The organism is Caballeronia mineralivorans PML1(12) (assembly GCF_001028175.1).
GTDB lineage: Bacteria > Pseudomonadota > Gammaproteobacteria > Burkholderiales > Burkholderiaceae > Caballeronia > Caballeronia mineralivorans.
On record NZ_AEJF01000095.1, the window covers coordinates 1 to 14,882 of the forward strand.

14 protein-coding genes are annotated in these 14,882 nt (G+C 60.9%); 7 read left to right on the plus strand and 7 right to left on the minus strand.

The window, feature by feature from the left end; genetic code table 11:
- The 4 genes from EOS_RS15580 to EOS_RS15595 all read left to right on the plus strand — a co-directional run.
- On the plus strand, nt 1–409 hold a 409-nt coding region (locus tag EOS_RS15580), incomplete at its 5' end, for a TonB family protein (RefSeq protein WP_152693125.1).
- A gap of 78 nt (nt 410–487) precedes the next feature.
- On the plus strand, nt 488–1,303 hold the full coding sequence (gene tolQ, locus EOS_RS15585; RefSeq protein WP_063779084.1) for a protein TolQ: 816 nt from the start codon (nt 488–490) through the stop codon (nt 1,301–1,303).
- Nucleotides 1,304–1,305: 2 nt separating this feature from the next.
- On the plus strand, nt 1,306–1,737 hold the full coding sequence (tolR, locus tag EOS_RS15590; protein WP_047847567.1) for a protein TolR: 432 nt from the start codon (nt 1,306–1,308) through the stop codon (nt 1,735–1,737).
- A gap of 3 nt (nt 1,738–1,740) precedes the next feature.
- Complete coding sequence (locus EOS_RS15595) at nt 1,741–3,357, plus strand: ABC transporter substrate-binding protein (RefSeq protein WP_053063891.1); 1,617 nt, start codon at nt 1,741–1,743, stop codon at nt 3,355–3,357.
- Between the two features lie 41 nt (nt 3,358–3,398).
- On the opposite strand, the gene EOS_RS15600 is transcribed toward EOS_RS15595, so the two are convergent.
- The 5 genes from EOS_RS15600 to EOS_RS15620 form a co-directional block, all read right to left on the minus strand.
- On the minus strand, nt 3,399–4,439 hold the full coding sequence (locus EOS_RS15600; RefSeq protein ID WP_047847568.1) for an aliphatic sulfonate ABC transporter substrate-binding protein: 1,041 nt from the start codon (nt 4,437–4,439) through the stop codon (nt 3,399–3,401).
- Between the two features lie 58 nt (nt 4,440–4,497).
- The gene (locus tag EOS_RS15605) at nt 4,498–6,111 is read right to left on the minus strand and encodes an ABC transporter substrate-binding protein (protein ID WP_053063892.1); all 1,614 of its coding nucleotides are present in this window, start codon (nt 6,109–6,111) and stop codon (nt 4,498–4,500) included.
- Between the two features lie 149 nt (nt 6,112–6,260).
- Nucleotides 6,261–7,484 carry a JmjC domain-containing protein gene (locus tag EOS_RS15610; protein ID WP_047847569.1) on the minus strand — a complete coding sequence of 408 codons (1,224 nt, stop codon included), beginning with the start codon at nt 7,482–7,484 and terminating at the stop codon, nt 6,261–6,263.
- Nucleotides 7,477–7,878: a 2Fe-2S iron-sulfur cluster-binding protein gene (locus tag EOS_RS15615; protein WP_200908650.1), complete on the minus strand. Its 402-nt coding sequence runs from the start codon at nt 7,876–7,878 to the stop codon at nt 7,477–7,479. The genes EOS_RS15610 and EOS_RS15615 overlap by 8 nt, the downstream gene beginning before the upstream one ends.
- Entirely contained in the window at nt 7,875–9,605 is a 1,731-nt protein-coding gene (locus EOS_RS15620; protein ID WP_047847570.1) for an FAD-dependent oxidoreductase, read from the minus strand. The genes EOS_RS15615 and EOS_RS15620 overlap by 4 nt, the downstream gene beginning before the upstream one ends.
- 241 nt (nt 9,606–9,846) lie before the next feature.
- Here EOS_RS15620 and EOS_RS15625 point away from each other — a divergent pair, with 241 nt between their 5' ends.
- Nucleotides 9,847–10,974 carry an LLM class flavin-dependent oxidoreductase gene (locus EOS_RS15625; RefSeq protein WP_047847571.1) on the plus strand — a complete coding sequence of 376 codons (1,128 nt, stop codon included), beginning with the start codon at nt 9,847–9,849 and terminating at the stop codon, nt 10,972–10,974.
- A gap of 261 nt (nt 10,975–11,235) precedes the next feature.
- Entirely contained in the window at nt 11,236–12,375 is a 1,140-nt protein-coding gene (locus EOS_RS15630; RefSeq protein WP_047847572.1) for a rhodanese-like domain-containing protein, read from the plus strand.
- Nucleotides 12,376–12,432: 57 nt separating this feature from the next.
- Here the strand turns inward: EOS_RS15630 and EOS_RS15635 are convergent, their stop codons facing one another.
- A complete protein-coding gene (locus tag EOS_RS15635) occupies nt 12,433–12,648 on the minus strand; it encodes a TOBE domain-containing protein (RefSeq protein WP_047847573.1) in 216 nt (71 codons plus the stop codon).
- Between the two features lie 437 nt (nt 12,649–13,085).
- Here EOS_RS15635 and EOS_RS15640 point away from each other — a divergent pair, with 437 nt between their 5' ends.
- Nucleotides 13,086–14,144 (plus strand): rhodanese-like domain-containing protein, encoded by a 1,059-nt coding sequence (locus tag EOS_RS15640; RefSeq protein WP_047847574.1) that lies wholly within the window; start codon nt 13,086–13,088, stop codon nt 14,142–14,144.
- Nucleotides 14,145–14,270: 126 nt separating this feature from the next.
- On the opposite strand, the gene phaP is transcribed toward EOS_RS15640, so the two are convergent.
- Nucleotides 14,271–14,846, minus strand: coding sequence for a TIGR01841 family phasin (gene phaP, locus EOS_RS15645; protein WP_087881950.1), 576 nt, complete (start codon nt 14,844–14,846; stop codon nt 14,271–14,273).
- Between the last annotated feature and the right edge of the window lie 36 nt (nt 14,847–14,882).

The window sequence follows — 14,882 nt, forward strand, 5'->3', positions numbered from 1 at the left end:
AGCGCCGCCAACTCCGCCCGTCGATACCACGGCCAAGCCGACCACGGAACCTGTAGCGCCGCCGGCGCCGCCCGCGCCACCAGCACGTCCGGTCCCGCACAACATCGGCATGGAGGGCATTCCGACCGATTACGTGAACCAGGTCTATGCACGGATCAACGGCAGCGCAGCCGGCCACTATCCGCGCGCCGCAAAGATGCGCCATCTGGAAGGCCGGATTGGCTACAAGCTCACGCTCAGTCCCGAGGGCAAGCTGCTCAAGCTCGACCTGCAGTCATCGGGGGAAAGCGTGCTCGACGACGCAGCCGAGGAAGCCATCCGGGCCGCGGCGCCCTTCCCGCACCTGCCCGACCTGGGCGGCTCGTCGTACCAGCTTACCGGCGCAATCGTCTACAAGTTCGGCGACTGACTTTATCGGCGACTAACCCATCGACTACTGACTTCGGCGTTGCCGTACCACTCTTTCTTAATTTACGGAGTTGCAAACATGAACGCAGCAAATCTCTCGGCACACTTGTCGCCGTGGCATCTCTTCATCAACGCGGACGTGGTGGTCAAGGCCATCATGGTGTTTCTCGCGCTGGCATCGGTCAGTAGCTGGGCGGTCATCGCTGAAAAAATCTCGCGGTTCCGCAGCCTGCGCCGACGCGCCGGTGTCTGGCTCGATCTGCTCGGCAGCGGCCGTTCGCTCGTCAAGCTCTCGGCGTCGGTGCAGAAGCACCCTGCAGACCCGTTTTCGCGCATCTACGCCGCTGTGCTCGGCGAGTGGAGGCAAACCCACGACCAGAACCTGCAAGCCACTCACCGAGGCGCTGATGGCCTCAAGGAGCGGATCAACCGGGTAGCGGAGATTGCCACGAACATCGAAATCGGCAAGCTGCAGCGCGGATTGTCCATTCTCGCCACGGTCGGTTCGGTATCGCCGTTCGTGGGCCTCTTCGGCACGGTGTGGGGCATCATGAATTCGTTCCAGGGGATTGCCGCGTCGAACAATACGAGTCTGTCCGTCGTGGCGCCGGGTATTGCCGAAGCGTTGTTCGCCACGGCACTCGGGCTCGTCGCGGCCATTCCCGCCGTGATCGCCTACAACCGGGCGTCGGGAGACCTGAACGACTACGCCAGCACGCTGAGCACGCTGACCGGAATTGTGGAAGTGCAATTGTCGCGTCAGGTCGACGCGGGCGACGCCATCGTCGATGCCGCCGATGGCGACAACCGGTCCAGGCAGCAAGACAAGCAGCAGGACAAGGGCGTGCAAGCAAGCGGCGCAGATGTTCGATCGATCGCGACTCAAGGAGCCTGATCATGGCCGTCAAGCTGTCGAACAATCGGGGTGCGGTAGGCGGCGTGCCACCGGTCAGCGAGATCAACGTGACTCCACTCGTCGACGTGATGCTGGTGTTGCTGATCGTCTTCATGGTCGCCGCGCCTCTCATGGCATCCGGCGTGAAGGTCGACCTGCCCACCAGCAACGCGAAGCCCTTGAGCGAGGAGAAACCGCCCATCGCGGTCAGCCTGAACGCGGCGGGCAAACTGTATGTCGACAAGACCGAAGTCACGAACGCCACGCTGGTCGGCGCGCTCACCAGCGCCACAGAAGGCGACAAGACGCGCCGCATCAATATCCGTGGTGACAAGGGGCTGGCATATGGCAAGGTGATCGAGGCAATGGGCGAGATCAACGACGCTGGATTCTCCAAGATTGCTTTGGTATCCGAACCGCCTCAAACCCCTTAAGCGATGCCGTCGACACGTCGCGACTTCATCCGCCGAGCGCTGCTTTCAGGCGCCGCTCTTTCCTCTGAATTGACTAGCCGGCTCACCACAGCGGCCACCTTGCCCGCGGCATCGAAACGTGGCGGTACGCTGCTGGTAGCCCAGTATCCGGAGCCGCCCACCCTCACCAGCGCATGGACAACGGCGGGTCCCGCACAGTCCGTTTCCGGCAAGATCTTCGACGGCCTGCTGACCTATGGTCCCGGCATGACACCGCGGCCACAATTGGCCACCCGCTGGGAAGTGAGCAGCGATGGACTGACGGTGACCTTCCACTTGCGCTCCGGCGTGTCATGGCACGACGGGAAGCCTTTCACGTCCGCCGATGTCGCTTTCTCGCTGATGCAAATCTGGAAGAAGTATCACGGCCGCGGACGCTCCACCTTCGCGAATGTCATTGTCGCCGATTCACCCGATCCCGTCACCTCCATCTGGCGCATGTCAAAGCCCGCGCCTTACATCTTGAGCGCGTTGTCCTCGGTTGAATCCCAGGTCGTGCCGCAGCATCTCTATGCCAACCGCGATGTTCTCTCGAATCCCTATAACAACGCGCCGGTGGGAACCGGCCCGTTTCGCTTCGTGCGCTGGACCCAAGGCAGCGAGATCGTGCTCGATCGTAATCCTGACTACTGGGACGCGGGAAAGCCTTTTCTCGACGGTGTCGTGTTCCAGATTCTCCCGGAAGCCAACGCGGTGGCCGCCGCACTCGAGACGGGAGCCGTGCATATGGCACCGAGCGGCACGGTGCCACAAAGCGCCATAGGACGCCTTGGCCGCGAGCCGTCGCTCAAGGTGACCGAACATGCCGCGGATTACTCGGTTGGCTTGACGGTGCTCGAATTCAATCTCGACCGCCCGCTGTTTCGCGATCCGCGCGTGCGCCAGGCCTTGGCTCACTGCATCGATCGCGAGTTCATTCTCAAGAATATCTTTTATGGCTACGGCGAAGTGTCGAACTCGCCGATACCTCCCGGCATGCCCGCGTTCCATGCGGCCGATGTACCGCTGTATCAGTACGACCTGAAGCGCGCTGAGGCTTTGCTCGACGCGGTGGGTTTCAAGCGTGGAACGGATGGCATACGCATGGCGTTCCAGAACGATCCCTTGCCAATCGGCACCTCAATACTCTCGGCGCAATTCATTCGTGCGACACTTGCAAAGATAGGCGTACGCATGTCGATTCGCTCAAGCGACTATGGCGAGTTCGTCAATCGCGTCTACAAGCGGCGCGATTTCGATACCACGCTTAATGGTGCAACGGCCGGTCCGGATCCTGCAATCGGAACACAGCGCTTCTACTGGTCTGCCGATTTTCAACCGGGTGTGGCATTTTCCAACGGTGCGCATTATCACAACCCGGAAGTCGACCGTTTGCTGGAAGCGGCGCAAGTGGAAGTCGACCCGGGCAAGCGCCGGGCGCTCTACGCTTCGTTCCAGTCGCTCGTGCAAACCGACCTGCCGCGTATCCCGCTCATCTCTCCGGATACCGTGCTGTTGACAAACAAGCGCGTCAACGACGTACTCGTTTCTGCTGAGGGAATCTACGGTAACTTCGCTTCCACGACGCTCGCCCCGGCCTGATTCGCCGGGGCAATACCGCTTAGACGATTCTTCTCCTCCGATCAGGCAGCTCTCGAAAATTCAATCTCTTCCGCGAGTTTCCGGGCCAGCTCGAGCGGCTTGCGCAAGATCCACTCGTCGTAAGCGAAATCGGCCTGAACGAAACCTTCGCGCAGAAGGAACGCCTTCTGTTGACGCAATCCCTCTACGTAGAGGTTCGAGAGCAAGGGCGTGAACTGCCGATGCAAGTTCGGACCAAAACCTCGCCGCACAGCCTGCGTAGTACTGCCGGTTTCTGCAGCAATAGCCGTGACCACCTCCTCTGGATGATCCTCCGCCCACTGCGCGGTGCGCAACAACACAGCGAGATAACGCGCGACCACATCCGGATGTTCAAGCGCAAGCGTTCTGTCGACAGTGATGGGGCGCGGCGTGCCCGCGTTGACACGCACTAGCGGGTCCGGGTGGGAGTTGATGTCGAAGATCGGCCGCAATCCATGCTCCGCGATCAGCGTCGCGCTGACCGCTCCTTTCGCGTGGATCGCATCCACGGTACCGTCGAGAAGTGCAGCAGCAACCACGTGAGGCCGGCGCGGCGCGTTCGCGTCCTGCTCACGCAAGTCGAAGCCGCCCGCCGCCACATCCACCAATTCCACTTGCTCGCGCGTGAGCTCACCGAGTTCGAGCGCAGTGAGAAGTCCACGTAAGTCCTGCGCTCGGCCAACATCCACAATAGGCGTCGCATGCAGCGGCAAGCCAAGGCGTCGTCCCTTCAGTCCTGCCAGATCGCGGATATCGCTGTCTTCGCGCACGAGGATCAGTTGTTCCTCATCCACCCACGTAATGCCGACCACCGCCGTGTCACGGCCGTTGGCCCTCGCCCATATTGGCGGGACGTTGCCGCCCTCTCGAAACATGCCGGCATGTGTGTGATCGAAATGCGAATTGCGCACGGCCTGGTCGTCGGCCGCCCGGATCGATTTGAGCGCAATGCCCACTCTTTCGAATTCGCGATGCAGCCAGCGAAAATGCTGGGCAATACCCGATGTGGTTGGCACCGGGCAGCGCGTGTACCACAGCTCTGAGACTGAATCCTGACTCATGGTCTAGTCCTTTGATTGATGGCGTTGCAGGAGCAACGCACGGTGTCCCGCGGATACTTCAGGTGGATTTTTTATCGAGCGCGACGTTCGCGAAATTCGCATACAGCGCCTGGTTGCCGCTGAAGTTAAGCACCTCGCGCCGGGCGAGCGTGACAACGTGGGGCGAGATCAACGGGATTCGCGCGACATCGGTTTGCACCTGTTGCTGGAAGCGGTTGTAAATCGCCCGGCGTTTAGCAGGATCGATCTCTGACTGGCCGCTCTCGAGCAATTGGTCGACTTCAGCGTTCTGATAGTCGGCGGCGTTCGAAAACGCCACGCCCGGCTTGAAGTTCTTCGACCAGTAGAAACGCTGCGTGCCAATAGCCGGGTCCGGACCCGCGTTGGCGGAATAGATGATCGTGTCGAAATCGCGCCGGGTGTAGACGCGATTCACAAACTCACCGAAATCCGATGAGCGAATATTCAGCCGCACACCTATCTTCTGCAGATTGCTGCGAAGATGCTGTGCGATGGGCGCAAGCGGACCCGTCGGTGCAGGGTCGTTGGTGAGCGTGAGCCGGATACCCTGTGCGTCGCGCTTGAGTCCGGCCGCTTCGAGCAGCGCCTCGGCCTTCGCGAGATCGAGCGGATAGGTCGGCACGTCGGCGGTGAAAAAAGCGGGAAAGGCCTTCGGGATCGGTGCCTCGACCTTGTCCGCATAACCCAGCCAGATGTTCTTTACAATGAAGTCGCGGTCGAACGCATGCGCAAAAGCCTGGCGCACCCGAGGGTCGCGAAACTGCGGACGATCAAGATTGAATTCGAACGCGGAGGTACCGGTGATATAGGTGGACGGATAGTCCTTGACCACAATTTGCGGATTGCGCGACAAACGCACGATGTCGGTCAGCGCGACGCCGTAATTGTCGCTGAGATGCACCTCTCCCGTTTCGAGTGCACTCGCCCCGCCGCTGCGATCCGCGATAAATCTAAACAGCACTTTATCGACGTAAGGCCGCGGCGAATCCCAGTAGTCTGGATTGCGTTCGAGCAGGACGTAGTTGCCATGCTCCCACTTCACGAACTTGAACGGCCCATTGCCAATTGGCGCGTTGTTCAGCGGATTCGAAAGCACGTCGCGCCCGGCATAAAGATGCTGCGGCAGGATCTGCGCTTCCACTGACGACATCAGCGCGCTCAGAAGGTAAGGCGCCGGCTTGCTGAGCCGAAGGGTTGCTGTCAGCACGTCGGGCGTATCCACGGCGACGACATTGGCAAACGTCGTACGGCCGCGGCTATGATATTTCTTCCATATCTCCAGCACGGAATAAGCAACGTCCTTCGACGTAAACGGCTGGCCGTCGTGCCACCGTACGCCGCGCCGCAGATGGAACGTCAGCGACAGCCCATCGCTGGCGGCTTCCCAATGAGTGGCGAGCTGGGGCTGGGGATTGAAGTGCTCGTCGAAGGTGAGCAAGCCGTCGAATATTTTGCCCGAGACAAGCTGCGCTGTGCCCGCGGAAGTAATCGCGCTCGTCAGGCCGCTGGTGGCCTCAGGTCCAGAACCAACGACTAATGTTCCGCCACGTGGCAGTGTCTGCGCTGCCCGGGCGCTTAAGGGCAATGCAAGGTCGGTTGCCATGCCGGCGAGCGCGGCAACTCTAAGAAAACTTCTGCGGCTGACAGCCATGATAGGGAGTTCCGGGAAAAGTCCTGTTCCCGTCGATGGTACTGAGACCCCGTGCCGCGATGAACCAATTAATTAGGTTATCTATATGATTTTCGCATCCGTCTTGTGCCCCAATGCGATAACGCTGCGCTAGCAGACACCGGCGCAGTTCACGCTGCGGGAAAGACAAGAAGGCGAAGGTACTGCGCATGCACGAGCAGGCCGAGCAACTGGCGAAGATCCGCACTGCGGTGCGAGGGAAACGCGCGCTCAACATCCTCCAGGTTGAACCCCGACTCGCTCGCAGCGAGCCATTCGATAACCGGCTCGAGCAACGCCGGCGCATCCGTTTCGAGCGTGGTCCGCGTCACCCAGTCGCGATCCCAGGCGCTCACGGTCAGTGTCATTGCGACGCGGTTCAGCGGCCTGGTCTCAGCGCGCGAAGTCAGGATGCGCCGGAAACGTGATGTCTGATTGATCGTTGCCACCCGTTCATCGATAGAACGCGGCATGAGATCGGTAGCGCGGAGACGGTTCAAGTTGTCCGGCAACGCGGCAAGTAATCCGGCAGCAGTTTCCAGGGTTGCGGCCGCACCCGCATGACCATCGCGCGAACCGTACAGCGGTGAACGCCATGCCGGTTGCTGCAGCAACAGTCCTTGTAACTGCTGCTGCAGCGTTTCCAGCAAGGAAGGCGGCCGGAGGACGATGCTGATCGAATACGAGTCTTCCGTCGCTTCGGTGCGGTGCCACGTGCCGCGCGGCAGAAACAGCACGGACCCGGGGGTCATCGTGATCGCCTCGAACGTTGCCCGCGATGCATCCGGAAACGCATCGCGGGTTTGTGCGTACATGTCTTCGGAGGCGGCCATACCCGGACCGAATTGCGAGCCGTACGGTTGGGGGATCTCGTCCATCGGTGCGACGTAGAACGTCTTGCTGCCTTCCATTTGCACCGAGATCACTTCTTCCGCGTCGTAGTGACAGGCGACGCCGTCATCGTGCGGGGATGAGAAAGCCGTCAAGCGAGCGCTTCCTTGCGCGATACCCAATTCCGTTTCCAGCTCGCGCAGGAAAGCATGGCCGACTGTTGCACAGGGCGCGATGTCGCGTAGATAAACCGTCAACCCTAGCTGGCGCAGATTGGCGGCGTTCGCGTTTGCATCGAAGACTTGAGGGAAGCGCAGGCCACGCCCGAATGCAACCGGCCCGCGATATACGCTCGACAGCGCAGCGAAGCTGGCGAGTGGCGGCTGCTTCAGTACGTCCGGCAGGCGATCGAGCGTGCCGTGCGTGGCGGCCGCCCGGTCGGGCACGATGCCCCTTCGAAAGTCCTCCACCAGCCGCGATGACAGGAGGCGCTCAAGATGCCGCGTGACGCCCGCATCAGGCATCGCGTTCACCGGCCAAAGGTGTGACGGCATCCATGCGCGCGCGCCGAACCAGGCTCAGTTCTATCACTGTATCGCGCAGCAGCAATTTGCTCCTTGCCGGCTCGATCAGGATGCCGTCGCGCATCGGCGTTGTGCACGCTGTGGTCACCACGCCGTCGATTCGCATCGCACACACGTTGCACAAGCCGCGCCGGCACGACAACGAAAACGCTAGCGCTGGATCAACGGCGCGCTGCAAATACTGCAGGGCGCTTGATACGCTCACGCCCGACCAGTCGCTCGCGCCGATGCCGGCCTCCTCGGGACTCGGGAGGTTGTAGGTGCTAGGGGTATCGTCGCCGGGCGTTCGGTGGAGATGGATGACCATTGTCATCGATGCAAGGTTCGCTTTCATGCCGGCGCGAGAAATGGAAATTCGACCGGCTCCACGCGATGAAGCAACGCGTGCGAACCCGCTTGCCGCGAGATCAGGCCATGCTCCAGCGTAGTCGTAGCCGTTTGCTCTTTCTGATCGTGCCGGCGATGTGCGCCGAGCGATTCTGGGCGTGCAAGCGCGGAAAGCAGCGCGCTTTCAATCACAGGCAGCGCGGACATGCATTCGAGCGCATCGCTCCAGTCGCGGTTCCAGCCGGCATCGCGATTGCGGCATGCGAGCCGTGAAATATCGTCGTGCGAGATGGTGCGTACCTCATCCAGTGCCTTCGCAAGTCCCGCTCCATCACGCACCGCTCCGAGCGCGCCGTCGACCAGTTGACCGAGACGCCGCTTCATATCGAAGGGTGCGATACCGTCCTGGCGCTCGAACGGCGCTTTGATCCGCGCCTGCACGGCGCGCCATTGTTCATGCGCGACGAGGTTCACCGGCTCTTGAGACCCGCCAAGCGCAAGCGCGGCGGCTGAGCGTCCCGCGGCCTTGCCCTGCACCAGCACTTGCGCACCCGCGTTGCCGGACAATCGATTGCCGCCGTGCACACCACCGGTGGCCTCGCCGCACGCGTACAGGTTTGGAACGCCAGTAGAGCCGTCCACATCGACACGAATTCCGCCCAGCGAAAAATGCGCGGCGGGCGCAACTTCAATTGCATGACCGGCGCGAATGCGTTCGACAAGCGGTGTCATGTCGAAGCCCTCCCAGCGCCAGTCGGCGGCGAACGAGCGCGACCACGTCGGGAAGTTATCGACTATGTCGCGCGGCAGATGTGCCCATGACAGATACACGCCGCCGTTCGGACTGCCACGTCCCTCGAACACCTCGGCGGCGCTTGCAGCAGCAACAACGTCTCTTGTGGCGAGCTCCATGCGCTCGGGGTCCCAGCGCGCCATGAAACGCTCGCCATAGCGGTTGAGCAGCCACGCGCGCACGCCGCTCTGCGGCCCGAGGATCCAGGGGAATTGCAAGCCACGCCACATGTCCGGGGCAACGAGGCAGCATGGGAGAAACTGCAGCATCTCCATCTCGATCAGATCGGCGCCCGCTGCAAGCGCCATGGCGTGACCGTCGCCCGACAGCTCCTCGGGCGCCGTGCGCAAGCTCCAGTTGGACGTCGCGCCACCCGTCGCAATTACGATCGCGCGTCCGTGCAACGCCTCGACCACGCCGGTTCGCCGATCAAGACCCGCCACGCCAATCACGGCGCCGTCGCGCGTCAGGAGATCGGTCGACTGAAAGTCCTCTCGAAAGCGTACGCCCGCGTGCAATGCGGCCGTGGTAACCACGCGCTGCATCGATGGTCCGGGAATCCGCACACCGCGCCCGCTGCTGTGTCCCGGTGCATGCTTCGTAGAACTGACCTTTGCACCATCTGTGATCAGGCGGCGCAGTTCGTCTCCCACGCCCGCAACCATCGCCGCTACGAGCCTCTGGTCGCTCAGGAAAGAGCCGGAGCGGATGGTGTCGGCGAAAAATATTTCGTCAGTATCGTCGGGATTGGCGTCGAAACCAAGCTCGATGGCCGTGCGCCCGGACACGGATACGCCGCCGCCCGATGTGATGGTCGCGCCGCTGCGCCCTACCAGGCTCTTGTTCACGACAAGCACGTTGGCGCCTGCCGCGCGCGCATGCCACGCGGCGACCAGTCCCGCCGCGCCGCTGCCTATCACGATGACGTCCCAAGGATCCATACCGGGGTTTCCGCTGTGCTGAGTGAGATATTCGATGAGGTGCTGAATGATGCAAGCCCAAACGCCGGCCGCGGTTAGTAGAGCATTTTGCGAAGTTCAAGCAAAGCAAGCAATCCAGATATCTAAATCACGGGCAAAGCAGAATGAGTTCATAACCAATCCGCTTAATCTTCGTTGGCCGTGTCCATCGCGGGCGTCACACTATCCGGCATCTCCCGTTGGCGGCCTTGCCGCGTCCACCATGATCTACGAAACGACCTCTCCTGCAGAAATTCGAGGCAGCCCACTCGCGAAGGCCTTCGAGCAACCGCTGATGCTCGGCGTCTTTCTCGACTTGCAGGATATCAAGCGCTCGACCCTGCCGCGCACCTCGACCTGGACCTTCGACTACAACGCGGAGGTGGTGCGCAAAGCCGACGATCTTGGCTTCGAACTCGCGTTCAGCCGCACGCAATGGCTGCCAAAAGGCGGCTATGACGGCGAAGCCTCGCTTGATGCTTTCGTCGCGCTCGGCGCGATGGCCGCGATCACCAAGAACATCCTGCTGATCTCGACCATTCACGTGCTCTATGGTCCGATACATCCGCTGCATCTAGCCAAGTACGGCGCCACGCTCGATCATATTTCCAAGGGCCGCTGGGGTATCAACATCGTCACCGGGCATCGCGCGGTGGAGCATGAGATGTTCGGCTGGGATCGTATTGAACACGACACGCGCTATGAGCTCGCCAGCGAACTGTTCGATGTCGTCCAGCGGCTGTGGACCGATATCGAAAATTTCTCGTTCGAGGGCAAGTCGCCGTGGAAAGTACACAACGGCTACATCACACCGAAACCGCTGTTCGGGCGTCCGGTCTTGGTGAACGCAACCGGCTCCGAAGCGGGTATCGCGTTTGCTGCGAAGTATTCGGACATCGTGTTCATTACGAGTCCCGGTGGCGCGCATATCGATAGTGCGCTGGAAACCCTCCCCGCGCATATCGCCAACATCAAGGCGCAAGCAGCACGCGTGGGCCGTACCGTACGCACCGTGATCAATCCCGTCATCGTGAGCCGGGACACCGAACGCGAAGCGATCGAATATGCCGACGCTATCGTGGCCAATACGGTATCAAGCGGCGATAGAAACTATGACAGCGATGCGCATGCATGGCGCGGCCGCAAGGATGCATCGCACAAACAGGGGCGTGGCATTGGTGGCAACATCGAGATCGTGGGGACTCCCGAGCAGGTGGTCGAACAGCTCGTTGCGCTGAAAAAAGCAGGCATAGACGGTGTACAACTCGGCTTCTTCGATTTTCTCCCCGACCTCACGTACTTTGGCGAACGCATTCTGCCTTTATTGAAGCAGGCGGGACTGCGTCTGTAGCATTCGCTTCGATCAGGCCGGCGCCATGGGCGCTTATATGCAACGTGAAAGCCTCTCACCCGGTTGCAGGTTCAATGCTAACGATCCCGCAATCGCTTCGTTGAATCTGTCGCCCTTTCGCTCGTACGCTATGTCGGTTCCCTGGCATCGCCCTACCGGGACTTTCGCTGCATGCTCGTGCAACGGGCATCGTATCCGGCGCGACAGCACCCGCCGATCGCGTCTCAACATCAGTCAAGACTACTTAGCAGGAGCATCGACATGAGCATTCGCAACATTCATCGCGCGACACTACAGAAATGGCTGACAGAAAGCGGCCTCGGCAACGGCGAAGAACTCGCGCTGCTGGATCTGAGGTCGGTGGAAGCGTTCGCAAAAGGACACCCGCTCTTTGCGACCAATCTGCCGGTGGAAAACCTGCAACGCGATGCGCTGCGCTTCGTACCACGCAAGTCGGTGCGGCTCGTGCTCGTCGACAACGGTGACAACACGGCCGCGCAAGGCGCAGCGACACTCGAACGGCTTGGCTACACCGACATCAACGTACTCACCGGCGGCATTCCGGCGTGGACGGCGGACGGTCTCAACGGACTGCCCACCTTCGATATCCCTGGCATCATTTTTTCCGAAAGCGTGCGCGACCTGCGCGGTACACCGTCCATTGAAGCCGCGCAACTCAAGACACTGTATGACGCGAAAGAAGACGTCATTGTGATCGACACCCGAACCCGGGACGAGTTCGCGCGTGGGCACGTCCCGGGCGCGGTCAATGCGCCGGGCGAAGAGATCCTCTATCGCTTCCTCGATCAGGTTCCCAACCCGGACACATTCGTTGTGGTGTCATGCGCGGGTCTTCCACGCGCGATCATCGGCGCCCAGACTCTCATCGATGCGCAGGTGCCGAACCGCGTAGCGTTCCTCGAAGACGGTACCGCGGGGTGGACTCGTGCGGCGCTTGAACTGGCTACCGGCGGCGAGCAGCGCACGCCCGCCAGTACCGCAGCAGCCGGCTTTGGCGTGAAACACGCGCTCGCACTGGCGGCACGTGCGGACGTCAGCACAGTGAGCCAACAGGGCGTCGAGGAATGGCTTGCGGACACTGAGAAACGCACGACCTACCTGCTCGACATCCGCTCGGCCGAGGAATACGCAGCTGGTCATGTGCCAGGCTCCATCTCGGCGCCCGGAGGCCAGTTGCTCGCGGTATCCCACCGCACGGTGGCGACGCGCGGTGCGCGCCTTGTGCTCATCGATGACGACGGCACGCGCGCCGTCACGACCGCCTACTGGCTGCGCCAGCGCGGTTGGGAAGTCCTTTTGCTGGAAAACGCATTGGGCGAGGCATTGGGCGAAGCGAGCACGGCGTCAGCCACACAGACGCCGGAACTGCTGAACTCCTGAGCGACGATCAGCCCGGCTAGCCGCGATCATCGGGCAAACCGGGATCGCGGCTTGAGTTTAAAGCCGCGCGATAGACACCTCAGTCGCTTTAACGAGCGCGACCACTTCACTGCCGACCTGAAGATCGAGTTCATCGACGGAACGGGTGGTGATCACGGACGTCACAATGCCGAACGGCGTTTGCACGTCGATCTCCGATACGACCGAGCCACGGATGATCTCCTTGACGTGCCCCCTGAACTGGTTGCGAATATTGATTGCGGTGATGCCCATCGACATGCTCCTTCGTTAAATGAGTGACGCCGCGCCCGTTAGGCACGAAAAAGATTGAGCCGGCCCGTGAACCCACGCACGCGACGGCAGGAATATCAAAAACAGTCTAGCGATCACGTCAGACCAGCAATCCTAGCAACCAAGGGGCTGAGAACGAAACGATCAATGCTGATATCCAATACACGAACAGCGCTGAAAACCACCGCCGCGACGTATATGCATAGTGCGATTGCTTGGTTGTGGCTGGGAACCCGCAGTCGTATGGTGGCTCGCTGTGCGAGAAAACACGCGCGGTATTGGCTTATGCCGCTAACGGTGGTCATATTCCAATCGGGAATTTTTTATCCATCAGGAATCCGAATGTTTTAGGACCGAACGTTCCGCCCAACGACTACGCCCGATGACAATGACATTCTCTTTACCTACAATATCTGACGATGCCTTATCGGGAAATTGATGCCACGGCTTTGGGTGTGTTGCTGCGCAGCTCACGTGAACTCGCGGTCCTGGATTTGCGACCGGCGCAGGAATTCGGCAACGGCGCGCCGCTCCACGGAGCCAATGTGCCTGCCGCCGAGCTGTCGAGCCGTGTGCGCGAGCTTGTCCCGAATCGGCATACTCCAATCGCACTTCTCGATGCCGACGGCGGGCTGATCGCGCAATCGGCATCCGAGCTTCTCGAACTGGGCTATACCAACGTGCAGGGACTCGCCGGCGGATTGAACGGCAACGAGCGCCTGCCCGTAGTGCCCATTCGCATTGCAGGGCCCCGAGTGATATCGGGCGAGGTCGAAAGAAGTTTTCGTACGCCGGTGACAACCGCCGGTGAACTCGCCGCGCTCAGGCGTAACGGTGCCTCCGTGATCGTGCTTGATACCCGCTCGGTAGCGGAATATGAGCGCGAGCACATTCCAGGCTCGTTCCCGACTCCGGGCGGCGAAATACTGCCGCGCTTCAATGCATTGGTTGACTCTCCAGAGACGCATGTAATCGTCACTTGTGCCGGACGTTCCCGCGCAGTGCTGGGCGCTCAAAGCCTGATTCTTGCTGGCGTGGTGAACCCCGTGTCGACACTCGACTTCGGGACGCTCGGCTGGGTTGACGCGGGCTACCCGCTCAATCACGGGCCAGAACAACCTCTGCAAGCCATCCGGTCCGTCGATCTGGACTTCGCAAGACAGGCACTTGCCTCGTTTGCGGAAAGCGTCCCTGCTATCGACGCAGATGAATTACAGACCTGGCTTGCAGATGCATCACGAACAACTTACGCCCTGGACGTGCGCTTGCCCGAAGATTACGAGCGGGCACATCTGCCGGGATCAGTAAGTGCTCCTGCCGGTCAGCTGGGTATCAGCCTGGGCAAGTGGGTCGCCGTTCAGGGAGGACGCCTTGTTCTCATCGACGCCGACCCGGGCGTGCGGGCGCTGACCGTCGGCCGCTGGTTCGCGCGAATCGGCTGGGAGGTCAGCATTCTCAAGCATGATTTCGTGAACTGATTTCGCGGACAGCTCAAGGGAACCTGCGAGGGCCTGCGGGGTTCCGTCAAGGCCCTTCCCGGCCGACCAGAACGAACGCTCTGGTGGCCAGTGCAGCGGCGCAGTGACGACCGCCGCGCATCGCTGTCAGACTGCCTTGGCGGCTCGCGACGTGTGCGTAGCCGTTTCCTTCGCGGCCTTCGAGGCGGCAGCCGTCGCTGCATCAAAACTGCTTTCAGCAAGTTCGACGGCCTGCTTCGTTGCCTTGTGGACCGTGTCGTAGGTGGTGTTGGCAGCGGTAATTGTCGACTTCAGCAGGGCCACCGCAGTCTCCGAACCAGCCGGCGCGTTCTTTGTCAGATTGTCGATGAAGGTCTGCGCGCTATGGCTGTATTCGGCAAACTGCGCTTCCGCGACTTTCAGGAATTCCGATTGGGTGCCAGTCAGGATTTCAACCACATGACGGCTATATGCCTGGGCCTTTTCAGCGGCCGGTTGCGTCAGGCTGCTGCGAAGCTTCAGCAGTTCCTTAGGGTCGTTCTCGGACAGTGTCATCTGCGCGCTTTCCTGCGTTTCGGCGAAGATCGACTTTGCGGCCTGCAAGTTCAGGATAGTCAGCTTTTCAACGCCTTCGAACAGCTTGTTCGTCAGGCTGAAGAATGTGTCGACATGGCTTTTCTGTCCTGCGGCGAACTGTTCCGAATAAAACTGGGCCATTTCCATGCTGCTAAGTAAGCGGACACTTGCGGGCTCTGATGG